This is a genomic window from Nonomuraea sp. NPDC005730, assembly GCF_040630865.1.
Taxonomy (GTDB): Bacteria; Actinomycetota; Actinomycetes; order Streptosporangiales; family Streptosporangiaceae; genus Nonomuraea.
The window spans coordinates 63257-87985 of sequence record NZ_JBEXYK010000026.1 but is presented as its reverse complement, the minus strand read 5'-3'; the positions used below and the strand labels follow the sequence as shown (position 1 = coordinate 87985).

At 72.8% G+C, this 24729-nt stretch carries 20 protein-coding genes; 5 read left to right on the top strand and 15 right to left on the bottom strand.

Features of this window, described 5'->3' with window-relative positions; translation table 11 throughout:
• Nucleotides 1-17: 17 nt before the first annotated feature.
• From ABZ444_RS27320 to ABZ444_RS27290, 7 genes are all read right to left on the bottom strand, one after another.
• A complete protein-coding gene (locus tag ABZ444_RS27320; protein WP_352318817.1) occupies nt 18-191 on the bottom strand; it encodes a hypothetical protein in 174 nt (57 codons plus the stop codon).
• Between the two features lie 158 nt (nt 192-349).
• Nucleotides 350-2014 (bottom strand): protein kinase, encoded by a 1665-nt coding sequence (locus tag ABZ444_RS27315; RefSeq protein WP_358002488.1) that lies wholly within the window; start codon nt 2012-2014, stop codon nt 350-352.
• 197 nt (nt 2015-2211) lie between these two features.
• Nucleotides 2212-3111 (bottom strand): lipase family protein, encoded by a 900-nt coding sequence (locus tag ABZ444_RS27310; protein ID WP_358002485.1) that lies wholly within the window; start codon nt 3109-3111, stop codon nt 2212-2214.
• A 113-nt stretch (nt 3112-3224) separates the two neighbouring features.
• Nucleotides 3225-3953: an MBL fold metallo-hydrolase gene (locus ABZ444_RS27305; RefSeq protein ID WP_358002577.1), complete on the bottom strand. Its 729-nt coding sequence runs from the start codon at nt 3951-3953 to the stop codon at nt 3225-3227.
• 283 nt (nt 3954-4236) lie between these two features.
• The gene (locus tag ABZ444_RS27300; RefSeq protein WP_358002482.1) at nt 4237-4557 is read right to left on the bottom strand and encodes a hypothetical protein; all 321 of its coding nucleotides are present in this window, start codon (nt 4555-4557) and stop codon (nt 4237-4239) included.
• 172 nt (nt 4558-4729) lie between these two features.
• Nucleotides 4730-5863 (bottom strand): acyl-CoA dehydrogenase family protein, encoded by a 1134-nt coding sequence (locus ABZ444_RS27295; protein ID WP_357979482.1) that lies wholly within the window; start codon nt 5861-5863, stop codon nt 4730-4732.
• On the bottom strand, nt 5860-9297 hold the full coding sequence (locus tag ABZ444_RS27290; RefSeq protein ID WP_358002574.1) for an indolepyruvate ferredoxin oxidoreductase family protein: 3438 nt from the start codon (nt 9295-9297) through the stop codon (nt 5860-5862). The genes ABZ444_RS27295 and ABZ444_RS27290 overlap by 4 nt, the downstream gene beginning before the upstream one ends.
• Before the next feature lie 141 nt (nt 9298-9438).
• Between ABZ444_RS27290 and ABZ444_RS27285 the strand changes: the two genes are divergently transcribed.
• Nucleotides 9439-9885, top strand: a complete 447-nt coding sequence (locus ABZ444_RS27285; protein ID WP_352352573.1) for an Lrp/AsnC family transcriptional regulator — start codon at nt 9439-9441, stop codon at nt 9883-9885.
• Between the two features lie 26 nt (nt 9886-9911).
• Here the strand turns inward: ABZ444_RS27285 and ABZ444_RS27280 are convergent, their stop codons facing one another.
• Nucleotides 9912-10373 (bottom strand): GNAT family N-acetyltransferase, encoded by a 462-nt coding sequence (locus ABZ444_RS27280; RefSeq protein WP_358002478.1) that lies wholly within the window; start codon nt 10371-10373, stop codon nt 9912-9914.
• 209 nt (nt 10374-10582) lie between these two features.
• Between ABZ444_RS27280 and ABZ444_RS27275 the strand changes: the two genes are divergently transcribed.
• The gene (locus tag ABZ444_RS27275) at nt 10583-11857 is read left to right on the top strand and encodes a C39 family peptidase (RefSeq protein WP_358002475.1); all 1275 of its coding nucleotides are present in this window, start codon (nt 10583-10585) and stop codon (nt 11855-11857) included.
• Here ABZ444_RS27275 and ABZ444_RS27270 read toward each other — a convergent pair whose 3' ends face one another.
• A complete protein-coding gene (locus ABZ444_RS27270) occupies nt 11858-13165 on the bottom strand; it encodes an FAD-binding oxidoreductase (protein WP_358002471.1) in 1308 nt (435 codons plus the stop codon).
• Between the two features lie 226 nt (nt 13166-13391).
• Between ABZ444_RS27270 and ABZ444_RS27265 the strand changes: the two genes are divergently transcribed.
• The gene (locus ABZ444_RS27265) at nt 13392-14294 is read left to right on the top strand and encodes a sigma-70 family RNA polymerase sigma factor (RefSeq protein ID WP_358002468.1); all 903 of its coding nucleotides are present in this window, start codon (nt 13392-13394) and stop codon (nt 14292-14294) included.
• A gap of 4 nt (nt 14295-14298) precedes the next feature.
• Here ABZ444_RS27265 and ABZ444_RS27260 read toward each other — a convergent pair whose 3' ends face one another.
• The 5 genes from ABZ444_RS27260 to ABZ444_RS27240 all read right to left on the bottom strand — a co-directional run bounded on the left by ABZ444_RS27260 (nt 14299) and on the right by ABZ444_RS27240 (nt 21297).
• Nucleotides 14299-15357 carry an amidohydrolase family protein gene (locus tag ABZ444_RS27260; RefSeq protein WP_358002465.1) on the bottom strand — a complete coding sequence of 353 codons (1059 nt, stop codon included), beginning with the start codon at nt 15355-15357 and terminating at the stop codon, nt 14299-14301.
• Nucleotides 15354-16646: an alpha-galactosidase gene (gene melA / locus ABZ444_RS27255; protein WP_358002462.1), complete on the bottom strand. Its 1293-nt coding sequence runs from the start codon at nt 16644-16646 to the stop codon at nt 15354-15356. The genes ABZ444_RS27260 and melA overlap by 4 nt, the downstream gene beginning before the upstream one ends.
• A gap of 3 nt (nt 16647-16649) precedes the next feature.
• On the bottom strand, nt 16650-17594 hold the full coding sequence (locus ABZ444_RS27250) for an alcohol dehydrogenase catalytic domain-containing protein (protein WP_358002459.1): 945 nt from the start codon (nt 17592-17594) through the stop codon (nt 16650-16652).
• 251 nt (nt 17595-17845) lie between these two features.
• The gene (locus ABZ444_RS27245; protein WP_358002456.1) at nt 17846-19060 is read right to left on the bottom strand and encodes a cytochrome P450; all 1215 of its coding nucleotides are present in this window, start codon (nt 19058-19060) and stop codon (nt 17846-17848) included.
• 131 nt (nt 19061-19191) lie between these two features.
• Complete coding sequence (locus ABZ444_RS27240; RefSeq protein ID WP_358002453.1) at nt 19192-21297, bottom strand: ATPase; 2106 nt, start codon at nt 21295-21297, stop codon at nt 19192-19194.
• A 138-nt stretch (nt 21298-21435) separates the two neighbouring features.
• On the opposite strand from ABZ444_RS27240, the gene ABZ444_RS27235 reads away from it, so the two are divergent.
• Nucleotides 21436-22407 carry a SpoIIE family protein phosphatase gene (locus ABZ444_RS27235; protein ID WP_358002450.1) on the top strand — a complete coding sequence of 324 codons (972 nt, stop codon included), beginning with the start codon at nt 21436-21438 and terminating at the stop codon, nt 22405-22407.
• A gap of 83 nt (nt 22408-22490) precedes the next feature.
• On the top strand, nt 22491-24473 hold the full coding sequence (locus tag ABZ444_RS27230; RefSeq protein ID WP_358002447.1) for an amino acid transporter: 1983 nt from the start codon (nt 22491-22493) through the stop codon (nt 24471-24473).
• Between the two features lie 72 nt (nt 24474-24545).
• Here the strand turns inward: ABZ444_RS27230 and ABZ444_RS27225 are convergent, their stop codons facing one another.
• Nucleotides 24546-24692, bottom strand: coding sequence for a hypothetical protein (locus tag ABZ444_RS27225; RefSeq protein ID WP_358002444.1), 147 nt, complete (start codon nt 24690-24692; stop codon nt 24546-24548).
• Nucleotides 24693-24729 lie beyond the last annotated feature (37 nt).

The window sequence follows — 24729 nt, the reverse complement described above, 5'->3', positions numbered from 1 at the left end:
GAGATCGGGAGGGGTCGTCAGCAGTAGTCGAAGCTGCCGCAGCTGACCGTGCCGCTGGAGTCGTGGTAGCAGCAGGTCCGGCAGAACTTGCCCTGGCAGCACCAGTCGGTCCAGCACGCGGCCGAGGCGTTCGCCGAGGGGAGGAGTTTGTCGAGGAGGCGGTCTCCCAGCTGGTTGAGTGCGCGGATCATGGCAGCTCCTTGCGTGGGGATCTTTACGCGATCAACGTCGCCCAGCAAGAGACCGGAGTTAACGGAGAGATCGGCTGAGACTGGAGATGGCTTTGAGCAGCAAGTGATCTTGACATTTCGGATCTGATCTTTATGCGCACGTAGGCCGTCGGTGTCGTTCACTGTCCGTTCTGGTGAACCGGGGGGCCCGATTTCTTGAACGCCGCGCGCGAGGCGTCCTTGAGCCACTTGGCCGCGCTGGCGGCTCGGGTGAGGTTCGTGTAGACGGCCAGGGTGCGGATCACGTACCGGCCGCGCTGCCCGGTCCACGAGTAGAGCTGCACGTCCCACCAGTTCGACGTGTAGCAGATGCCGGTCGACCCCGGACCCGTCTGTGGGCACCGGATGCCCCACTCCTGCGCGTAGACGTTCTTGAGCCTTCCGTACGCGGCGCGGGCCCGGCCCGAGTCCTTCAGCGGGACGACCCAGACGGTCACCATGATGCGTCCCTTCGGGGCGCCCGAGCTGACGTAGGCGCCCACGGCCATGTCGTCGCAGCGCGCCTTGCGCAGGGCGGACTTGACCCTGGCGACGGGCCACGGGCTCGGACAGTCCTCCACCCCGGCCGCCTTACGGCTGAAACGCACCCCCATGGCGCTCGTGAAGGACTGCGGGAGCAGGGCGTCGGCCGTGATCGGGGTCGGGTCCGTGCTCTCCTTGTCGAGGTCGGCGGGGGTGAACGGGTCCTCGCGCGGCTTATCCGAAGCCGTCTGCGAAGGCGCCTCGGAAGGCGCCTGGGAAGGCGTCGGTGTGTCAGAGGGGCTCGGCTGGGGGGAGGAGGCAGCGGTGGAGGGACTGCCGCTCGACAGCGCTCCCCGTACCGCGTTCTTGACCACGGCTCGTACGCCCACCACGACCAGCACCAGAGCGACCGCTCCGGCGCCGACGGCCAGGCCGATCCTCTTCGACCGGCCGCCGCCGTCGCCGTCGCCGGGAGGACGGGGAGGGACGCTCCATCCGGTCGGCCCGTGCGGCGCCGGTGGGACGGGAGGTTCGTCGCCGGTCAGGCGGCGTACCAGGGCGGCGGCGCCCGGCCGGGCCGCGGGGTCCTTGACCAGGCACGCCGCCAGCGCCGGACGCAGTTCCGGCGGCACCGAGGACAGGTCGGGTTCGCGGGTCATGATGGCGTGCATGATCGCGGGGAAGGTGTCCCCGCGGAAGGCCTGCCGCCCGGTGGCCGCGTAGACCATGGTGGCCGCCCAGCTGAACAGGTCGGCCGCCGGGGTGATCGGCGCTCCGCCGAACTGCTCCGGCGCCATGTAGACGGGGGTGCCCATCACGCTGTACGTGGCCGTCTGGGCGGTCACCCTGGCGATCCCGAAGTCGATCACCACGGGCCCCTCAGGGCCCATGATCACATTGTGCGGCTTGAAGTCGCGGTGGACGATCCCGGCCCGGTGAATGGCCGCCAGCGCGGTGAGCGTGGCCACCGCTAGCCGCTCCAGCCCGCTGCCCGAACGCGGCCCCTCGGTCCTGACCAGCAGGTCGAGCGACGGCCCCGGGATGTGCTCGCTGACGATGTACGGCCGCCCGCCCACCAGGCCCGTGTCGAGCACCCGCGCGGTACAGAACGCGGCGACCCGGCGGGCCGCCTCGGCCTCGCGCAGGAACCGGCGGCGCGCGTTCTCGTCCGCCGCGGCATCGGCGTGCAGCACCTTGATCGCGACCTGCTCGCCGGACGGCCCCTGCCCCAGGTAGACCGTTCCCTGACCGCCTCGCCCCAGCACTTCGACCAGCCCATAGGGGCCGATCCGAGATAAGTCTTCCGGCGTGAGCGACTGCACGAGATCTTACCTTAGCGTTCGCCGGCAAGATCTCCTCAATGTCACACACAGTGGGTCAAGTCACTGTGGAGCACCCGGTGACCGCCATCGGGATCTCCGGGCGGCGTCGGGGCGGCGGCCGGGCGGCGGTCGGGCCGCCAGGTGTCGCAGGCTCGGCGGCACCCGGCGGTCGTCACCGTCCGGCCAGGACGCCGGGCCTACTCGGGCAGCAGGCCGTTCAGCGCGCCGGCACCCCCGCGGCCGGACTTCGCCTTCCGGCCTGCGGCCGGAGAGGTCCCCGCCTGCTCGGCGGCGTCGAACCTGGCCAGGTAGGCGTTGATGAAGTGGTCGCGGATGCCGTCGGCGCCGGGGGCCAGCGGGTCGGCGGTGGCACCGGCGAACCGGTCGATCAGACCGGTCACGGTCGGCATCCTGTCGTGCAGCTTCCCGTGGGTGTCGAAGTACCGTTCTTCGGCGACGTGGTGGAACAGCGGGGCGGGCGGGAGCTGGGCGACGATGTCGTTGTTGTTGACGAACCGGAAGGTGCGCCCGCCGAAGGCCTGGTCGTAGGCGGCGGCGAGCTTGGGGCAGCAGGTGCGGGGCTGGCCGTAGGTGTAGACGCCGTCGGCGAGCAGCGTGGGATCCTCGAAGTGGGTACGGGCGGCGGCGAGCATGGCCAGCGCGCCGCCGAGGCTGTGCCCGGTGAACCACAGCGACTGGCGTGAGGTGTGCCACTCTTCCAGGGTGTGCAGCAGGGCGGGGTGCACGACGTCCAGGGCGCGGTAGAAGCCGGCGTGGATGTTGCCGTCGGCGGCGGTGTACGGGGTGAGCAGGGTGTCGGCGTCCGAGAGCCAGTCGCGCAGCTCCTCTGGCTGGGTGCCGCGGAAGGCGACGATGATCATGTGATCGCTGGCGGCGACGTACGCCTGGGTGTCCTCCAGCGGGAACGGCGCGGCGTGCGGCACGCGGAAGCTTCTGACGCGGTCGAAGCCCCAGCCGTTGGCGGTGGCTCGGACCTCGGGTTCGTCCTTGTAGGCCAGGGCGGCGGCGTGGGCCAGGCGGCGGGCCTGGGCCAGGGTGTAGCCGGTGGCGGCGTGGTCGAAGGTGATCGCGGTCATGGACGTCCCCCGTGTGAAGCGCTCCGAGCTGTCGTCACTGTCCGTACCCGCTGCTTGACCAAGCGTCCGCGCTGTGCGGGTATGCCGCCCTCCATGTCGGCGCGCTCGGACGTCTAGCGGCCCGGTCGCGACGGGTTGCCGGTCAGGCCGCTCGCGTCGAGGGTGAAGGTCTGCCCGTCGACGGGGAAGACGATGTTGGGACGGTCTGAGCCGGTGACGTCGTCGCCCAGGTGGGTGGGGATGAAGGTGCGGTCGGGCCAGCGTCCGGCCAGGGCCTCGACGTCGTCCAGGCCCATGTGACCGGCCCTGGAGGTGCGGAAGGACGTGTCGAGCACCACGACCGCGCCGGTGGCGGCGAGGTCTTCCACCGACGGGCAGTACACGGTGTCGCCGGTGTAGCCGAGCGTGGTGGACTCGTCGTCGGTGACGGCGTAACCCAGCGCGATCGGCGTGGTGTGCTGCACCGGCAGGGCCCGCACCAGGTAGTCGCGCCCCTGGCCGGGGCCCTGCCATCGGCCGCCGTCGTGGCCGAACTCGACGAATCGCGGCCGCAGGTTGGGCTCGACGGTCTCCCAGGTGCCCGGATAGCCGATCTGGAACAGGTGCCGGATGCGTTCTTCCAGCCCGGTGGGACCGAGCAGGACGAGCTCACGGTCGCGCTCGCGCAGCAGCCCCTGCTCCATGAGCAGGAAGATGATGTCGAAGAAGTGGTCGGCGTGGAAGTGCGTGATCAGGCAGATGTCGATGGCCGTCAGGTCGATCCCGCCGCGGCGCATCGCCTTGACCTGCCGAGGGGCTTGGCGTCGCGCATGCCGACCGGCGGCAGGTGGAGAGCCGGGGATTGGGGATGCGGCGACTCCATTGGGGGCTTCGCCGGCGCCGCGGGAGTGCGGGGGAAGATCCGGAGGCCGGCCCTGCGAGGCGCGTGCGGAGGGCCGGCGGGAGTGCTCGGCGCTGCCTGGCGGATCGGCCCGCCGGGTGAGCGGCCCTCCGGCCGCTCCCGGCCGCCGCCGGACCGGCGGCGCTCACGATGCAGTCACCAGTCCCAGCGGTTCACGTACTTCCCGGACGGACTCCCCCACGCGCCCACGACGGTTCGGGCCACCGCTCTGAACCGTCGGCCGGTCAGGAGCTCTGGAGCCGCCGGCAGCCTTGGCCGCGGACCCACAGGCTGCCTTCGGCCCAGCCGGTGGCGCAGTGGTAGACGGCCCGGTCTCTGGAGTTGATGAGGAAGTTTGACACGGGCCCCCAGTGGCCGGTGTCGCAGCCACGGGCGAAGACGTCCGGCAGTTGCGCGTCCACCTCCTGACACGTGAAGACCTCGCCCGCCCGCGCCATCGGCGCGTTGAGCGAGACAGCGGAGGCGGCCTGGGCTGTGGTGAGCGGGGCCATCGCCACGGCGCCGGCGGCGGCGAGGGCGGCCAGTGCGATCGGGATGCGTCGCATGATCGGTTTCCCTTCGAAGACGGGCGCGGATGCCACCCAACCCCAACCATAAGCATAGAGTGATTAATCAACTACTATCGGTAACGACAGTAAGGGGAGCCTGTCAGCCAACAGCCCGGAACAACGAACCCCGCCTCCCTGCAACGGGGAGACGGGGTTGCGGCGTCAGGGGCTACTTGGCGAGCTGGCGGGCGATCACCAAGCGCTGGATCTGGTTGGTGCCTTCGAAGATCTGCATGATCTTGGCCTCGCGCATGTACCGCTCCACCCGGAACTCCCTGGTGTAGCCGTAGCCGCCGAACACCTGGACCGCGTCCGTCGTGACCTTCATGGCGGTGTCCGTGGCGACCAGTTTGGCCACGCTGGCCTGCCTGCTGTAGTCGAGGCCGGCGTCCCGGCGGCGGGCGGCGTCCAGGTAGGTCGCCCGTGCGCTGTCCACCCCTGCCGCCATGTCGGCCAGCAGGAAGCCGAGGCCCTGGTGGTCGATGATGCGCTTGCCGAAGGTCTGCCGCTCCTTGGCGTAGGCGACGGCCTCGTCGAGGGCCGCCTGGGCCAGGCCGACGGCGCAGGCGGCGATGCCGAGCCGGCCGGAGTCGAGGGCGCTGAAGGCGATCTGCAGGCCCTGGCCCTCCTCGCCGATCAGCCGGTCGCCGTCGATGACGGCGCCGTCCCAGTGGGCGCTGGTGGTCGGCACGGCGTGCAGGCCCATCTTCTCCTCGGGGCGGCCGAACGTCAGCCCTTCGGCCGCGCCGGGCGCGACGAAGCAGGAGATGCGCTCGCCGGTACGGGCGAACAGGGCGTAGAAGTCGGCGATGCCGCCATGGGTGATCCATGCCTTGTTGCCGGTGATGCGGTAGTCACCGCTCTCGGTGCGCTCGGCCCGGCAGGTGAGCGCGCCCGCGTCCGAGCCCGCCTGCGGCTCCGACAGGCTGTAGCCGCCGACGATCCGCCCGGCCAGCATGTCGGGCAGCCAGCGTTCGCGCTGCTCGGGGGTGCCGTACGCGGCCACGGGGAAACAGGCCAGCGTGTGCACGCTCGTCGCCACCGCGACCGCCGCCCAGCGCGCCGCCAGTTCCTCGATCACCTGGAGGTACACCTCGTACGGCTGGCCGCCCCCGCCGAACTCCTCGGGGTAGGGCAGCCCGAGCAGCCCGGCCGCGCCGAGCGTGGCGAACAGCCCCTCCGGGTACGTCTCCGCGCGCTCGTGCTCGTCGACCCGGCGCGCGAGCTCCTTGTCGGCGATGTCGCGGGTCAGCTCGATCAGGTCCTTGGCGTCCTGGTCGGGGAGCAGGCGGTCAACGGTCACGACGACTCCTTGGGTGCGGCTTCGGCGAGGCGGGCCAGGGCGGCCGCGGCCCGCTCACGGAACTCGGCGACGCGGGCGAGCTTGATGTCCTCGTACCCGCGGATCGACTCGGGAAGGCCGGCGATCTCGACGACGGCGTCGATCGTGCCGGAGGTCAGCCGGGCGAGGGCGGCACGCATGAGATCACGATATTCGGTGATCAGTTCCCTTTCGACCCGGCGGACCTCGGCCTGGCCGAACACGTCGAAGGCGGTCCCGCGCAGCACGCGTGCGGCCCGCAGGCCGCGGAACAGCGTCGGGGCGGAGCGGCGCAGCCGGACCTTGCGCTTCATGCCCATCGCGCGCAGCAGCGGCGGGTGCAGCAGCACGGACACGACCGCGTCGGCGCCGTACTCGCGCTCGCGCCTGGCCTGCTCCTCGGGGTCGAGGTGCAGGCGGGCGACCTCGTACTCGTCCTTGTAGGCCATGAGCTTGTGCAGGGAGCGGGCGTAGGCGAGCCCGACGCGCGCGCCGGCCTCCTCCCCCACGCGCCCGGCCGCCTCGGTGATCACGCGCCTGACGTCGGTCTCGTACGTACGGGCGTAGGTCTGGTTCTGGTAGCCGGTCAGATCCGCCACCCGCAGAGCCAGCGTCTCCTCGAAACCGGGCGCGGGCCGCTCGGCGGGCTCGGCGAGCGCGGCCCGGCGTACCGCCTCACGGTCGGCGACGGCGGCCCGGCCCCAGCGGAAGGCCGCGAGGTTCTTCTCGACGGCGGCCTTGTTGAGCCTGATCGCCGCCTCGATCGAGGCGGCCGAGACGGGCAGGCAGCCGTGCTGGTACGCCGCGCCGACCAGCAGCATGTTGGCCGGCATGTGGTCGCCGAACAGCGCCTCGGACAGCTCGTGGGCGTCGAGGTACAGGTTGTCCCCGCCCTCCGTGGCGGACTCCAGCCTGACCACGGCGTCGGCCGAGGAGCCCGGCACGGTCGCCCGTCCGGTGACCATGGCGGCGGTGGGCACGATGGAGGTGTTCACCACGGCGACCGTCCGGCCGGGCGCGGCGACGGCGAGGTTGGCGTCGGCCGCGACCCCGAGCAGGTCGAACCCGATCAGCACGTCGGCCGTGCCGCGCGAGGCGCGCACCGAGCCGTCCACCGGCCGCTTGGCGATGCGCACGTCGCTGACGACCGGGCCGCCCTTCTGCGCGAGGCCGGTCTGCTCGATGCCGGCGGCGTGCAGGCCGTCGAGGTGGGCGGCCATCTGGAGGATCTGCGAGACCGTGACGACGCCGGTGCCGCCGATGCCGGGCATCCGGATCAGCGTCTCGGCGTCACCGTCGAGCCTGGCGACCGGCTCCGGCAGCCGCACGGGCAGCGGCGGCAGCTCGCGCGGCGCCCTGGTGCCGGGCTCGACCAGCAGGAACGACGGGCAGTCGCCCTTGAGGCAGCTCAGGTCGGAGTTGCACGAGGGCTGGTGGATGCGGGTCTTGCGGCCGTACTCGGTCTCGACGGGCTGGACGGACAGGCACGTCGAGACGTCGCCGCAGTCGCCGCAGCCCTCGCAGACGCGCTCGTTGACCACGACCTTCGCCGTCGGGGTGGGCAGCTTGCCGCGCTTGCGCAGCCGCCGTTCCTCGGCCGCGCACTTGTCGTCGTGCAGCAGGACGGTCACGCCGTCGAGCGCGGCCAGCTCCCGCTCGACGTCGGCGAGGTCGTCGCGGTGCCGCACGGAGGCGATCGGCGCGAGCCGCACCCCGCGGTACGTCTCCGGCTCCGGCGTGGTGATGACGATCCTGCGCACGCCCTCCTCGGCCAGCGAGCGCGTGAGCGCGGGCACGTCGAGCCGCCCTTCGGCGCGCTGGCCGCCGGTCATGGCGACGGCGTCGTTGTAGAGCAGTTTGTAGGTCATCGTCACCCCGGCCGCCACCGCGGCCCGCACGGCCAGGGAGCCGGAATGGTGGAAGGTGCCGTCGCCGAGGTTCTGCACGAAGTGCCGGTCCCGGGTGAACGGCGCGAGCCCGATCCACTGGGCGCCCTCGCCGCCCATCTGGGTGATGCCGATCTGGGTGCCGCGGCCGTGCCCGTCGAGGGCGATCATGGCGTGGCAGCCGATGCCGACGCCGACCAGCGTGTCGTCGGACGTTCGGGTGGAGGAGTTGTGCGGACAGCCCGAGCAGAAGTACGGCGTGCGCGCGGCGACCATCGGCAGCAGGCGGCGCGCGGCGGACGCGGGCTTGGCCAGGTGGACCGTCCCGCGCGGGAGCCGGTCGGGGCCGAGGCAGGTGGCCAGCGCCTTGGCGACGTCCTCGGCGCCGAGGGTGCCGCGGGCGGTCAGCAGGTCCCGGCCCGACACGACGGGAGCGCGCTCGCCGCCGTACAGGGCCTGCTTGAGCTGCCCTTCCAGGAACGGCACCTTGTCCTCGACCACCAGCACCCGGTCGAGGTCGGAGGTCATGGCGGCCAGGTCGGCCTCGGCCAGCGGGAAGGGCATGCCGAGCCGGATCAGGCGCAGCCCGAGATCCTCGGTGGCGCTCTCGTCCAGGCCGAGGTCGGCCAGGGCGCGCAGGACCACGGCGTACGTGGTGCCGGAGGCCAGGATGCCGAGCGTGGCGCGGGGGGCGTCGCGCATGACGCGGTTGAGCCCGTGCCTGCGGCCGTAGTCGCGGGCCAGCTCCAGCCTGCGGGTGAGCAGGTCGTACTCGGCGTCCAGGGCGGAGGGGCCGACCAGGATCGGCGACTTCCCGCGGTCGGCGTGGTCGGGGAGGGGGATGTCGTCGTACGGCGCGCCCAGCTCGACGGTGGCCGAGGCGTCGGCGATGTCGGCGACGATCTTCAGCCCCGTCCACAGGCCGGTGGCGCGGGACAGGGCGACGGCGTGCAGGCCGAACTCGATGATCTCGGCGACCGAGCCGGGCGCGAGCAGCGGCATCGACAGGCTCTGGCACATCGGCTCGCACGAGCTGGGCACGGTGGAGGACTTGCAGCCGGGGTCGTCGCCGATCCAGGCCACCGCGCCGCCGAGCGCGGCGGTGCCGGCCATGTTGCCGTGCCTGATGGCGTCGGCGGCGCGGTCGAGGCCGGGGTTCTTGCCGTACCAGAAGGCGGTGACGCCGTCGTGGCTGCGGCCGGGGACCTGGCCGAGGAGCTGCGTGCCGGCCACGGCCGTCGCGGCCAGCTCCTCGTTGAGTCCGGGCTGGAAGACGACACCGGCCTCGTCCAGGAAGCGGGCCGCGCGGCCCATCTCCAGGTCCAGGCCGCCCAGCGGGGAGCCCTGGTAGCCGGAGACGAAGGCCCTGGTGTTCAGGCCGCGGTCCCGGTCCAGGCGCCGCTGTTCGAGGGTCAGCCGGACGAGGGCCTGGATGCCGGAGATCAGCACCCGGCCGTCCGGCGCGGCGTACTTGTCGTCGAGCGACACGGTCGCGCTGTTCACGCTCACGCGAACCTCCTGGCGGGCAATGCGTATGTGGGGTTTCCCAGCACAGCAACGGAGAGCTACTGTGCGCAAGTATCAGACGTGAAACCACAACGAAGACGCAAATAATGTGAGCTGGGCGATTCTGGCGCAGAAGATCTTTGCGTCACCAAGGAGGATTCTCACATGCCGGACATCGACGACATCGACCACCAGGTGCTCCGGCTGCTGCGCGAGGACGGCCGCCGCACCTTCTCCGAGATGGCCGAGCGGGTCGGGCTGTCGGTGGCGGCGGTCAAACGGCGGGTCGACCGGCTCAGGGAGATCGGGGTGATCACCGGGTTCACCGTCCAGATCGACTACGCCAAGCTCGGCTGGGGCATCGAGGCGTTCACCGAGCTGCGGTACCCGGGGACGACGCCGGTGGGCGAGATCGTCCGTACGGCGACGGACGTGCCCGAGGTGCAGGCCGTCTTCACCATCGCCGGCGACCCCGACGCCCTCATCCACGTACGGGTGCGCGACCTCGGGCACCTCCAGCAGGTCATCGACCGGCTGCGCCGGGCCGGCAACGTCACCGGCACCAAATCCCTGCTGGTCCTGGGCTCCTGGACGCGCGACGCCCTCACCTGACCCGCGCTGCGCGCGTGGCCGGACGGTCAGTTCACCCGCCAGGCGTACTCCAGCTCGGGCAGCTCGAACCCCTGCCGGAAACGGCACATCCGCTCGTCGGTGCGGCGTGCGCCGTGCCGTTCATAGAAGCCGATGGCCCGGGTGTTCGCCCTGAGCACCTCCAGGTAGACCTCCCGGCCGGGATGCTCGTCCGCCGCCCAGGCCAGTCCGTGCCGCAGCAGGCGCGACCCGGCGCCCGAGCCCGTGCTCCCCGGCCGCACGTGCAGGTTGTCGAGCAGGATCCGGCCGTCCGGGGCCGGCAGCAGGTAGGCGAAGCCGAGCAGCTCCCCGTCGTCGTCGTGGCCGACGAACAGGCCCGCCCCCCGGACGGGCGGGTCCAGCCGCTCCCGCCAGAGCGCGAGCCGGTCGTCGTCCAGGGGGCCGTTCAGGAAACCGTCGGGCATGATGCCGGCATAGGCCGTACGCCAGCTCTCCACGTGCAACGCCACGATCGGGGAAATGTCGTCAAATGTCCCGTTCCTTATCAGCATGGCGGAGAGCCTTCCATACCGGGACGGACCGTCGGGCGCGACGGGCCGGCCGGTCGCCGGCGAGGTCATGCCCGCAGCTTCACCCCATACGTAGATTTCCCGATGCTTTGCCCGCCGGATGTCCCTACTGTCGGGCCCATCCGAAGCCTTCCGAGCAAGGTGGGTTCATGCGCGCGCTGACCGTCCTCCTGTCCGGACTCCTGCTGGCCACCACCCTCCAACCCCCCGCCGTCGCCGCCGTCGCGGGAAAGGACGTCGCCGTAAGGAAGCCGGGTCCCGTCGTCCCCGACGTCGTCTACCAGCGGGCCGACTTCGCCACCGGCACCGGCGAGGGCACGTCCGCCGGTGCCGGGCTGTCGTTCGCCTCGGCCGCCGGCACCGCCTCCTACACCGACGCCCTGGGCACCAAGACCTGGGAGTACGCCCGCTGGACCGGCCCCGAGCGCACGGTCGGCTTCCCGGCCACCCAGCTGATCGCCTCCTGGACCGCCGACGTGCCCCAGGGAAGCTGGCTGCAGGTCGAGGCCAGGGCCAGGAACACCGCCGGGCTGAGCAAGTGGTACGTCCTCGGCCGCTGGTCCTACGCGGAGGGCGACATCCTGCGCACCTCCGTGGCCGGCCAGGGCGACGCGGACGGGTCCGTCGCCGTGGACACGCTGGTGGCGGCGTCCGGGCGGCAGCTGTCGGCGTACCAGCTGCGCCTGACCCTCTACCGCAGGCCGGGCTCGGCCGTGACGCCCCGGGTGCGCACGTTCGGCGCGATGGCCTCGAACGTGCCCGAGCGCAAGACCGTCCCGGTCAGCCCCGGCGGCGGGGCGTGGGGCGTCGAGCTGAACGTCCCGCGCCGCTCCCAGAACGTGCACGCGGGCCACTACCCCGAATGGGACGGCGGCGGCGAGGCGTGGTGCAGCCCGACCTCGACCACGATGGTGCTCGGCTACTGGGACAGGTGGCCGAGCGCGCAGGACACCTCCTGGGTGGACCCCTCCGACCCGAACCCCGAGGTGGACCACGCGGCCCGCTACACCTACGACCACGCCTACCAGGGCGCCGGCAACTGGCCGTTCAACACCGCCTACGCCGGCCGGTACGGCCTGGACGGCTTCGTCACCCGCCTGCGCACCCTGACCGAGCTGGAGCGGCTGATCAAGGCGGGCATCCCGGTGATCACCTCGCAGTCGTTCAAGAAGGGCGAGCTGCCCGGCGCCGGTTACGGCACCGACGGCCACCTCATGGTGGTCGTCGGCTTCACCGCGACGGGCGACGTGATCGCCAACGACCCGGCCTCCGCCGGCAACGACGCCGTCCGCCACGTCTATCCGCGCGCCGACTTCGAGAACGTGTGGCTGCGCAGTTCGAGCAGCGGCGGCGTCGCCTACGTCATCCGCCCGCCCGGCCACGCCCTGCCCGCCACGACGCCGGGGCTGCCCGCCAACTGGTGATCAGTCCAGGACCGGGTAGTTGGCGCGGAACACGCCCTGCGGGTCGCGCGACCGCTTGATCTCGCGCAGCCGGGCGAGCGCCGGCTCGGGGAACGCCTGAGCCGCCCGCTCGCCCGGCGACAGGAACGTGTACGGCTTGCGCCCGCTGACCCGGTCGCCCAGGGCGGCGACGACCGCGTCCTGCTTGGCCCGTACGGCCTGGCCGAGCTCGGGGCTGATGCCGGCCCCGAGCAGGTAGAGCAGGTACGGCTCGGCCAGCGCGCCCCCGGCGCCGCCCCCCGGCCGGGTCAGCGCGCCGCCCAGGTGCCTGACCTGCATGGCGACCAGCGGCCCGACCGGCTCGGCCAGCAGGATCTCGACGGTGCCGGCGTCCAGCCCGGTCAGCAGCTCGGTACGCGCCACCGCGGGCGCCGGGTCGGTCGGCTCGGCGGTGATCGCGCCGAGGTCGGCCGTGGCCATGGCGGCCCGCGTGTCGCTCAGCACGCCGTCGATCTTGGCGAGCCGGCCCAGCAGGCCCTCGGCCTCGGCCGCCTCGCCCAGGTAGGCCAGGTCCACGGTCACCATCGGGGGCGCCTTGGGGAACTGCACCCGGTTCACCCACAACGACAGCTCGGGCGGCGCGTCGGCGGTCAGCTCGCGGAAGGCCGCGAACACCTCGGCCTCCTTCTGGCCGGGCCACATGAGCCGGCCGCCGTACAGGGCGCGCTCGGCGTACAGGTCGAACTCGACGGCGGTCACCAGCGCGAAGTCGCCGCCGCCGCCGCGCAGCGCCCAGAACAGGTCGGGGTCGCTCTCCTCGGTCACCCGCGCGGGCCGGCCCTCGGCGTCCACGACGTCGAAGGCGCGCACGCTGTCGGCCGCCCAGCCGTACCTGCGACCGAACCAGCTCAGGCCGCCGCCGAGGGTGTAGCCGGCGACGGTGACCGCGGGGTTGCTGCCGGCGAGCCCGGTCAGGCCGTGCCTGCCCGCCTCGGTCTGCACCGCGCCCCAGGTCACGCCGGCGCCGGCGCGGGCGCGCCGCTCGGCCGGGTGGATCTCCAGCTCGTCCAGCCGGTCGGTGCGCAGAAGGATCACGCCGTCGGCGGTGCCGCTCGCGCCGTGGCCGCGCGGCTGTGCGGAGACGGTCAGCCCCTCCTCGCGGGCATGGCGGACCAGGGCGGCCACATCGCCGGCGTCGGCCGCCTCGACCACGGCGGCCACCGGCTGGGCCACGGTCAGGTTCCACGCCTTGGCCGCCGCCTCGAAACCCTCGTCGCCGGGCAGCCAGACGCGTCCCTCGACCGCGGTGCGCAGCTTGTCGTACGTCATCGTCCACTCCTTCATGAAGACTCACCACCTTGACGACGCGGGCCCGGGAAAGGTGACAGCCCACCGGAAAAGAGGGCGATCGCCCCGGAGACATGCCGGCGGGCCCCGCCGCACTCGTGCGCCGGGGCCATTCACCCTGTCCGGACGGGCTTAGGATGCCGCCATGGTCGCCCCCCGTCGTCGCCCAGCCGCCTGTATGACGACCCGGCGCGACGAAAGGTGACCGATGAACGCGCAAGCCGACCTGGCCGGCCACTTCGACCTGACCAGGAGCCACCTGCGGGCGGTGGCGTACCGCATGCTCGGCTCGGCCGACGAGGCCGACGACGCCGTCCAGGAGACCTGGCTGCGGGCCGCCCGCGCCGGCACGGGCGGGGTCGCGAACGTGCCCGGCTGGCTGACCACGATCGTCGGCCGGGTCTGCCTCGACATGCTGCGCGCCCGCGGGCGCAGGGACGAGCAGCTCGTGGAAGGCGAGCGGTTCGACCAGGTGAGCGTCCATGACGGCGATCCGGCCGACGCGGCGGTGCTGGCCGACTCGGTCGGGCTCGCCCTGCTGGTCGTCCTCGACACGCTGAGCCCCGCCGAGCGGGTCGCGTTCGTGCTGCACGACCTGTTCGCGATGCCGTTCGGGGAGATCGCGCGGATCGTGGCGCGCTCCCCCGCCACGGCCAAGAAGCTGGCCAGCCGGGCGCGGCAGCGGGTGCACGGCACGCCCGTCCTGCCCGCCGCCGACCACGCCAGGCAGCGCAGGCTCGTGGCCGCCTTCCTCGCCGCGGCCCGCGCCGGCGACCTGAACGCCCTGCTCGCGGTGCTCGACCCCGACGTGCTGCACCGGTCGGACGTGCCGGGGTCGGGCGGCGAGCGGCGCGGCGCCCGTCCGGTGGCCCAGGGGACGCTCACCGACTCCGGCCGCGCGCGCTTCGCCGATCTCGTGCTCGTCGACGGCACGCCGGGCATCGGCGTCCTGCGCGGCGGCCGGCTGTTCCTGGTGCTGCGCGTCACGACGGACGGCGAGCGCATCACCGAGATCGACATCGTCTCCGACCCCGCCCGCCTCGCCGCCCTCGACCTCGCCCTCGATCCCGCGCTCGACCCCGCCCCGGACGACGGCGTGCCGGCGCCCTGATCCGTCAGGCCAGCCGCGGCACGAGCCGCAGCGCGTTGCGCGCGTACACCTGCTCCAGGACGTCGTCGGGCAGGTCGAGCCCGGAGATCGTCCACCGGCCCATCAGCGGCGGGTCGTCGAGGGAGTGCGCGAACGCCTCGTCGTCGGTCTCCATGAACCGGAAGTGGATCCGGTAGACGTCCGGGTGCGGCGGGATCTCGTCGGTGCCGAACAGCACCCGGCCGGGGTGGCGGAGCATGAGCGCCCGCGTGGCGCGCGGCTGGCGTCCCAGCTCGGCGACGCGCGCCGCGATGTCGATGTGGAAGTTCGGGTACGCGTCCAGCATCCGGCCGGCGAACCCCAGGTTCTCCGGCCAGCACCCGGCGTGCACCCCGATCACGGTCGTGTCCGGATGCCGGGCGACCATCGACTCCATGGCCTCCATGAGCCGCTCGAACCGCGGGAACCGCGGCCCGGAGAAGTTCCAGTCGGGCCGGGCGGCCAGCAGTTCGAGGCGTTCGTTGCGCTCGTCCATGGGCTCGAAGAAGGCGACCGGGTCGGCGGTGTGCAGGGCGATCGGGACGCCCGCCTCCCCCACGGCGGCCCACAGCGGGTCCAGCCGGGGGTCGTCGAGCATGACCGGCTCGTCCCGGTGGTCGCGCACCCGCAGCCCGACGTCCTTCCACACCTTCAGCCCGGCCGCGCCCTCGGCGACCGAGCGGCGCAGCTGGGCGGCCAGCCGCTCGCCGAAGCCGGGCGTGCCGGTCTCGGACCAGTCGACGTGGCAGAACGTGGCGAACCGGCCCGGATGGGCGGCGTCGTAGCGTTCGATGTTCTCGGCCAGCTCCCGGCCCCAGCGGCCGTCGAGGTTGACCATGCCGCGCAGGTTGAGCTCGTCCATCATGCCGATCAGGGCGGGGACGTCCTCGACCATCCAGCCGTCGTCCTCGGTCAGCCAGCGGCCGAGGTGGATGTGGGCGTCCACGACGGGCAGCCGGGCCCGGTCGACCTCGTGGACGGCCACCCGGAGCTGCGACACCGGACGGTAGCGGGACAACGGCAGGCCGGCGTCGGACAGGGTCACTTCCTGATGCCTTCGGGCAGCAGCTCGCCGTGGGCCTCGATGAGCGCGTCCACCAGCTCGCGGACCTTGCGGACCGGGAGGGTGGCGGCGGTGTTGGGGTCGAGCAGCGCCGCCTGGTAGACGTGGTCGCGCCGCCCTTCCAGGGCCGCCTTGACGGTCAGCTCGCCGACGCTGAGGAAGGCCCGGTTGAGGGCGGCGACCTGGGCGGGCAGCTCGCCGACGGGCACCGGCTGCACGCCGGACCCGTCCACGTGGCAGGGCACCTCGACGGTGGCCTCCGGCGGCAGGTTGGAGATCAGGCCGCCGTTGCGCACGTTGCCGTGGATCAGCCTGCGGGTGCCGGTCTCCATCGAGTGGATGTCCAGCGAGGCCAGCTCGTCGCCGCGTTCGATCGGCACGCCCCGGCCGGCCTCCAGCGAGCTCTTGTACTGCTCGTACTCCTCGTAGCCCTCGGCCAGCCACTCCAGGTAGACGTTGATCGGGATGCGGTACCGCTCGACCTCCTGGGCGTGCGGCAGGAACCACGGCAGGTACTCCGAGCCGTGCTCGGAGGACTCGGTCGGGAAGTAGCCGAAGTTGCGGTAGACCTCCACGCGCACCCGCCGCCGCAGCTCGGGGTCCCGGTCGATCAGCTCGTCGAGCCGCCGGTACAGGTTCTCCCCGTCGCGCTCGAAGCGCAGCACGAACGCCTGGTGGTTGACGCCCGCGGTGAGGAAGGAGATCTCCTCCTCCGGCACGCCGACCATGGCGGCCAGCGTGCTCTGCGTGTCGCGGGCGGCGTGGCAGACGCCCACGACGTTCTTGAACGGGGTGCCGGCGTAGACCGACCAGGGGATCATCGACATCGGGTTGGTGTAGCTGAACAGCACCGAGTCGGGGGCGAGCTCGGCCAGGTCGTCGCCGATGCCCACCATGACGGGGATCGTGCGCAGGGCGCGGAAGATGCCGCCGATGCCCAGGGTGTCGCCGATCGTCTGGCGCACGCCGTACGCGGCGGGGATCTCCAGGTCGCGCCTGACCGCCTCCAGGCCGCCCACCGCGATCTCGTTGATCACGTAGTCGGCGCCCTCGACGGCGGGCCGGCGGTCGGCGTACGCCTCGATCCTGGCGCCGATGCCCAGCTCGGCGACCATCCAGCGGGCCATCGCCGCGGCGGTGTCGAGCCGGGCCCGGTCGATGTCGTGGAGCACGATCGTGGACTCCGACAGTTCCGGAAATGTCAGGATGTCGGAGAGAAGGTTCTTGGCGAACGTGATGCTGCCGGCGCCCACCAGGACGATGCGGGCCATGGGTTACCTCGATTCCGGGGTCAGCAGGGCTTTGACGGGGATGGCCTGGCCGTTCATCAGCCGGGTGAAGACCTCGGCGCCCTCTTCGAGGGGGAAGGTCCGGACCCAGCTCAGGTCCCAGCGGGCGACCAGGTCGACGGCCGCGGCGAAGTCGGCCGCGTCGTAGGCGAACGAGCCCAGCACGCGCTTCTCGCCGCGCACCAGGTCGGCGGCGTCGTAGCCGGCCACGTGGTCGGCCAGGCCGAGCCAGACGGCCACGCCGCCGGGGCGCAGCCGGGACAGGGACTGCTCGTGGGTGGAGGCGGCGCCGACCGCGTCGAAGATCACGTCGTACTCGCCGGTCAGCTCGGCGCCCGCCGCCACGCCGCCGAGCCCGGTGGCGACGGCCAGCCGCTCGGGCGAACGGTCGGCCACGTCCACGCCGGCCGCGCCGCCGGACAGGGCGGTCAGCAGGCAGGTCAGGCCGATGGCCCCGGCCCCGATCACGCCCACGCGCGCCCCGGCCGGCCGCCCGGCCAGCCCCCAGGCGTGCACGGCGTTCGCGGCCGGCTCCACCACCCCCGCGGCGGTCCAGCCGAGCCCGTCGGGCAGCGGCACCACGGCCGCGGCCGGCACCGCGACGCGCTCGGCGAAGGCGCCCGGCCGGTGCACGCCGATGATCTGCCGCTTCCTGCACACGTTGGGCCGGCCGATCAGGCACACGTCGCACCCGCCGCACGACAGGATCGGGTTGACCGTCACCGGCCGCCCGTCGTCGGTGCGCCCGGCGAACTCGTGCCCCATGACCAGCGGCGGCACCCGGAACCCGGGGGTCTTCACGCCGTGCAGCTCACTGCCGCAGATGCCGGAGGCGACCACGTGCACCAGCACCTCGTCCGGTCCGGTCACGGGCTCGGGCACGTCCCGCTGCTCCACGACGCCGGGGGCGGTGAAGACGAGAGCCCTCACGAGGGCCGGCCGGCGGTCGAATGCGCGCGTTCCATGGAGATCCCCGTCCTATTCCGTCATAAGGAATGCTATTCCGAACTGGCGCTAGGAGACCATTGAGGCGAAGAGCGTGTCAAGAGGCGGGGGCGAACTCCCCCGGACCGCAGACGGCATCACCGCACCCGGCAACGCAGGAGCGGCCGGAGCGAGGACGTCACCCTCACCCCGGCCGCCCTGTTCCGAATGACGGAAAGCCGGTTTGACAGGCAGAATCAGCGCAGCAGTACGGGCACCGCCAGCGGCCCCTCGGTGATGATCGACGCCGTGTAGGCGATCTCCTCGGGGCGGACCGCCAGGCGCAGCCCCGGGAATCTGCCGAACAGCGACGACAGCGCGATCCTGGCCTCCAGCCGGGCCAGCGGCGCCCCCAGGCAGAAGTGCGGGCCCCGGCCGAAGCCCAGATGCCCCTCCTTGGCCTTGCCCAGGTCGAAGCGGCCGGCGTCCGGGCCGTAACGGGCCGGGTCGGTGCCCGCGCCGGTGAGCCCGACGACGATGGGCCGGCCCGCCGGGACGGTCGTGCCGGCGACCGTGACGTCCTTGAGCGCGTAGCGGAAGACCAGGCCGACGACCGAGTTGCGGCTGCGCAGCGCCTCCTCGACCACCTGCTCCCACGCGTCCTCCGTACGGGCGCGGTCGAGCTGGGCGGGGTCGGCGCACAGGGCCACGACCGCCTTGGCGATCAGGTGCACGGTCGTCTCGTGGCCGGCGACGAGCACGACCCACAGGATCCACAGCAGCTCGTTGTCGGACAGGCGGCCGCCGTCGTCCTCGTTGGCGCGGATCAGCCCGGTGGTCAGGTCGTCGGCCGGCTCGCGGCGGCGGCGCGCGATGAAGGCCGCCAGGTAACCGAGCAACGACCCGGCCGCCGCGTTCACCTCGTCGGGGGCGGCGGCGTGCGACAACATCACCCCGGTCCACTCGCGGATCTGCGCCCGCTCCTCCCGGGGGACGCCGAACAGCTCGCAGATCACGGCGACCGGCAGCGGCTCGCTGAAGGCGGACACGAGATCGACCTCGCCGTCCCGCCCGGCCAGGCGGTCGAGCAGCTCGTCGGTCATCTCCTGGACGCGCGGCGCCAGCGCGGCCACCCGGGCCGGCGTGAAGGCGCGGTTGATCAGGCTGCGCAGCCGCCGGTGGTCGGCGCCGTCCTTGGTCAGCAGGTGGTCGCCCTCGATGACCTGGCGCAGCGGCCAGTCGGCGGGCACGGTGCCGTCATGAAGGCCGGTGAAGTTCCTGGCGTCCTTGCTGTAGAGCGCCTCGTCGTTGGCCAGCACCTCGTCCGTCGCCTCGTAGGAGGTCACCAGCCAGCCGTTCACCCCCCCGGGCAGCAGGACGGGCAGGACCGGGCCGTGCTCGTCCCGCAGGCGGCGGATCGTCTCGGACGTCCGCTCGCCGGGAACCGGGAACGGAAGTGGCGCGGTGTCCAATGCAGCCTCCCATGTACGGATGTCTCCCTACTCTCCGTGGTAACGCCGATGGATCCAAGGGGTGAGGTTGTCACCGCCAGGCAGCCAACATCTGCCTCCTCCGCCACGTCGGAGCCCCAGGATCGGCGGTCTCACACGTTCGGCAGCCCCTCCCCCTCGGGTTCGAGCGCGTACGCGATCCCGGCGTCGACCTCGCCGTCGTACCCGGCGCTGAACGCCGACCCGTACGCGTCGTCGCCCAGGGCCTCGCGCGCCTGCCGCTCGCACTCCTGCCGGGCCGCCACCCAGGCCGGGACGCTGGCCTGCGCCTGCCCGTGGCTGCTCCAGATCCGCTGCGCCAGCCCCAGCAGCCGGGCCGCCCGCTCCGGCCGGCCCGCGGCCCCCGCGCCGAGCGCCAGCAGGTCGACGGTCAGCCCGATGCCGAAGTCGTCGTGCAGCCGGCGCTTGGTGCGCAGCGCCGCCTGCCCGTAGGCGACGGCCGCAGCCACCTGCCCGCGGGCCAGCTCGGCCTGGCCGCGCAGCAGGTCGCCGTGGGAACGCATCGCCTGCTCGCCCTGCTGGTCGCACAGGGCGCGCAGATCCTCCAGCACCGAGATCGCCTCCTCGATCCGGCCGGCGACGGTGTGCGTGACCGCCCGGCACATCAGCGCCAGCAGCCCCGCGATCGTCAGCTCGTCGCCGCTCCAGCGCATCGCGTACGCCGGCTCCGACTCCGCCATGGCCTGCTCCAGGTCGCCGCGGATCACGCCGGCCGCCGAGCGCAGCGCCTTGACGCACAGCGCGGCGAAGGCGTCGTCGTCGGCCGCGGCGGCCTCGCACTCCTCGGCCCGCGCCTCGACGGCGGCGGCGTCCCCCTGGGTGGCGGCGAGCAGGCCGTCGGCCCACAGGGCGCGGGCGCGGACCGGCCCGGGGGCCGGGTCGAGCGCCAGGGCCTGGCCCAGGTAGTGGCGGCCCTCCTTGGCGTAGCCGCAGCCGTACCAGAAGAAGGCCAGCGTGCCGGCCAGGTCGAGGGCGGCCCCGCCGTCCTGCTCGCCGAGCGCGGTCTCCAGCGCGGCGCGCAGGTTGTCGTGCTCGCCGACCATCCGGTCGTACCAGGCGGGCTGGCCGGCGCCGAGCCAGCCGGCCGCGCCGCGCTCGGCCAGGTCCTGGTAGTGGGCGCGGTGCCGGCGGCGCAGCTCCTCCTCCTCGCCGAGGCCGCGCAGCCAGCCCGCGCCGTACTCGCGCAGTGTGTCGAGCATGCGGTAGCGCTCGCCCGAGCCGGTCGGCAGCCAGGTCAGGATCGACTCGTCGGCCAGTGCGTCGAGCAGCAGCCCGATGTCGGCCGCGGGCAGCCGCTCGTCGGCGCACACCCGGCGGGCCGCCTCGGCGTCGAAGTCGCCGGCGAACACCGACACCCGCGCCCACAGCAGCCGCTCGGCGGGCTCGCACAGCTCGTGGCTCCACCCGACGGCGGTACGCAGCGCCTGGTGCCAGGGCGGGTCGGCCTCCTGGGTGAGCGCGAGGTCGTCCTCCAGCGTGGCGAAGCGGTCCTCCAGCCGGTCGGCCAGATGGCCCAGGGGCAGGTCGCGCAGCCGGGCCGCGGCCAGCTCGATCGCCAGCGGGATGCCTTCGAGCCTGCGGCACAGCCGGACGACGTCGTCGCGGTTGGTGTCGGTGATCTCGAAGGACGGCATCGTCTCCGCGGCGCGCTCGACGAGCAGGGTCACGGCGTCGTGGCCGAGCGGCGCGGTGGCGCCCGCGGCCGGCACCGGCAGCGGGTCGACCACGATCACCAGCTCGGGGTCCACCTCCAGCGGACGGCGGCTGGTGGCCAGGACGTGCAGGCCGGGCACCGCCGCGAGCAGCCCCTCGACGGTCGCCGCGCAGGCGCCGACCAGGTGCTCGCAGGTGTCCAGCACGAGCAGCAGCTCGCGCCCGAACAGGTGCTCGGCCAGCACCTCGGACATCGGCCTGGTGGTCTGGTCGGTGAGCCGGAGCGCCTCGGCGATGGCGTGCGGCAGCAGGGTCCCGTCGTCCAGCGGCGACAGCTCCACCAGCCAGCACCCGCCGGCGAAGTCGGGCCGCAGGTCGGCGGCGGCGCGCAGGGCCAGGCGGGTCTTGCCGACGCCGCCCACCCCGGTCAGGGTCACCAGCCGCGAACGCCGGCACGCCCTGCGCACCTGCTCCAGCTCCGCGCCGCGGCCGATCAGGCTCGTGAGTTCCGCTGGAAGGTTGCCCGCCTGCCACTTACCTGCCATCGTGATCGCCACCTATCGGATGAAGTTGTGACAGCAGCTTGCCGGAAGCTGATGCACTGCGTGACTAAAAGTGAGAAAGTAGCTACTCACCCTGTTCGCCGCGTCCGGAAAGAAGAAGCCGATAACCGGAGACACACCATGCGTTCACAGCGAGGCTGGTTCCTGCTGTTCCTGCTGGTCGAAGGGGTTGTCGCGCTCTATGTCACCTTCGGGCGCGCCGGTTTCGACCCTCTGACGGGCCTGCTCGTCCTCGCTCCTGCGGCCGGGCTGACGTCCGTGGCCTACCGGTTCCAGTGCGACCAGGAGCGCGAGCTGTCCCGGGTACGCCAGATCGCCGAGCTGGCCCAGCAGGCGATCGTCCGGCCGCTGCCGCCCCGGCTCGGCGGCATGAGCCTGGCCGTCCACACCCGTTCGGCCACCGACCAGGCGCTGATCGGCGGCGACCTGCACGACGCGCTGGTCGCGCCCTCGGGGGCGCGGCTGATCGTCGGCGACGTCAAGGGCAAGGGCATGGAGGCCGTCCGCCTGAGCGCCGTCGTGCTGGCCTCCTTCCGGCGGCACGCGCCCGACGCGTCCGACCTGGTGGCGCTGGCCGCGGCGCTCGACGCCGACCTCGTCCCGCACCTGGGCGAGGAGGACTTCGTGACCGTCCTGCTGGCCGAGTTCGTGCCCGGCGAGGTGCGGCTGGTCAACTGCGGCCATCCGGCTCCCCTGCGCATCGGCCACCGCCTGGAGGCGCTGGAGCCGCCCGAGCCCTCGCCGCCGCTCGGCCTGGGCCCCGAGCCGCGGATGCGGCGCGCCGGTCTCGGCCTGTCCCAGCGGCTGCTGCTCTACACCGACGGCCTGAGCGAGGCCAGGGACGCCGACGGCGTGGACTTCCCGCTCGACCACCACGTCCGGCACGCCCTGGCCGCGCCCGGCCTCGACCACGCGCTGCCCAACCTGCTCGACCTGCTGGACGAGCACGCCGGCGACCTGCGCGACGACCTGACGCTGGTGCTGGTGCAGCCGGTGCCCGCACCGGACCCCGTCGAGCGCGCGGCCGGTCCCGCGCCGGACGGCCCGGCCGCCACCGTCCTTCCGGCCGACTCCGGCAAGGACGGCTTCTGAGGGAGGACCGCACCGGGCGCCGCCGAGATCCGACCCCCTAAGGTGGGGACGTTCGTTGGCGGCGTCCCCGAGAGGAAGTTCCGGTGAGCGGTACCAGTGGGCTTGCCATCCCCGAAGCCGTCGAGAGCGCAGGCCGTACCGGGCCGCCGTCGAGCGGCCTGGCGCGATGGTTGCTACGGCACCAGGTCCAGCCCGTCGGCCCTGAGGCGGCCGAGGGCCACGGCGAGCCGCAGCCCTGGTGGAAGGTCATGTGCCTGACCGGCGTCGACTACTTCTCCACCCTGGCCTACCTGCCCGGCATCGCCGCGCTCGCGGCCGGCGCGCTGTCGCCGCTGGCCACGCTGCTCATCGTGGCGCTGACGCTGCTGGGCATGCTGCCGATGTACCGGCGGGTGGCCAAGGAGAGCCCGCACGGGCAGGGGTCGGTCGCCATGCTGGAACGCCTGCTGCCGTTCTGGCGGGGCAAGCTGTTCGTGCTGGTCCTGCTGGGGTTCGTGGCCACGTCGTGGATCATCACGATCACGCTGTCGGCCGCCGACGCCTCGGTGCACATCCTGGAGAACCCGTACTTCCCGAGCTTCCTGCACGGGCACGCGGTGATCATCACCGTGGTGCTGCTGGTGGTGCTCGGCGGGGTGTTCCTGATGGGCTTCACCGAGGCGGTCGGCGTCGCGATCCCGCTGGTGGCGCTGTTCCTGCTGCTCAACGCGGTCGTCGTCGCCGTCGGGTTCGCCGACGTGGCGGCCGAGCCGGAATTTCTGGCGCGCTGGACGGACGCGCTGCTGCGCGGGCGCGGCGGCGTCACCGGGCTGCTCGGCCCGGCGGTGCTGGCCTTCCCGCTGCTGGTGCTGGGCCTGTCCGGGTTCGAGACGGGCGTCAGCATGATGCCGCTCGTGGCCGCCCAGGGCGACGACCCCGAGCAGCGGCTGCGCTCGCGCATCGGCAACACCCGCAAGCTGCTGACCGTGGCCGCGCTCATCATGAGCGTCTACCTGATCGCCACCAGCTTCGTCACGACCGTGCTCATCCCGGCCGAGCAGTTCGCGCCGGGCGGGCAGGCCAACGGCAGGGCGCTGGCGTACCTGGCGCACGAACGGCTCGGCGAGGGCTTCGGCACGGTCTACGACGTCAGCACCATCCTGATCCTCTGGTTCGCCGGCGCCTCGGCCATGGCGGGCCTGATCAACATCGTGCCGCGCTACCTGCCCTCGTACGGCATGGCGCCCGAGTGGGGCAAGGCCGTCCGGCCCGTCGTGCTGGTCTACACGGCCATCTGCGTGCTGCTCACCCTGGCCTTCAACGCCGACGTCGACGCCCAGGCCGGCGCGTACGCCACCGGCATCCTGGCCATGATGGTCTCCGGCGCGGTGGCGGTGACCATCTCGGCCGTCCGCCACCGCCAGACCCCGGCCGTCGTGGGCTTCGCCGTGCTGACCCTGGTGCTGGTCTACGCGCTGGTGGAGAACATCAGGGAGAAGCCCGACGGCATCACCATCTCGGCCTTCTTCATCCTCGGCATCGTCGCGATCTCGCTGATCTCGCGGGTGTCGCGTACGACCGAGCTGCGGGCCGACCGGATCGAGTTCGACGAGGCGGCCCGCCGGTTCGTCACCGACTCGCTGAACCACGACGGCGCGCTCAACATCATCGCCAACCGGCGCGGCCCCGGCGACGCGGCCGAATACCTGGCCAAGGAGAGCGAGCAGCGGTCCATGAACCCGGTGCCGGGCCGGGCCGACGTGCTGTTCCTGGAGATCGACGTCATCGACCCGTCCAGCTTCAGCGACGTGCTGCGGGTGCGCGGCGTCGAGGTCGACGGCCACCGCGTGCTGCGCGCGGAGAGCCCGGCCGCGCCCAACGCGATCTCGGCCGTCCTGCTGGCGCTGCGCGACGGCACCGGGGTGCGCCCTCACTGCTACTTCGAGTGGGCCGAGGGCTCGCCGATGGTCCACCTGCTGCGTTACCTCATCCTGGGCCGCGGCGACACCGCGCCGGTCGTCCGCGAGATCATCCGCAAGGTCGAGCCCGACCCGCAGCGGCGGCCCGGCATCCACGTCGGCGGCTGACCGGCCGGAGCCGGTTCAGGGCCGCGTCAGGGCCGGCGGGTGTCCGGTCCGGGGGCGGGCGGGTCGTGCTGTTCAGGTGGTGTCATCCGGTTGCCGGGCCTCCTGGTGGTCGGGCTGGGCGGCGTCGCGGTCGAGGCCCAGCAGGGCGAGGCGGAAGCGGGCACAGCGTGCTTCGAGCTCGCGCTCGTCTTCGAGGATCCACTGTTCGATCATGGTCATCCAGTGAACACACCGGCCGCCGGGGGACGGCCGACTT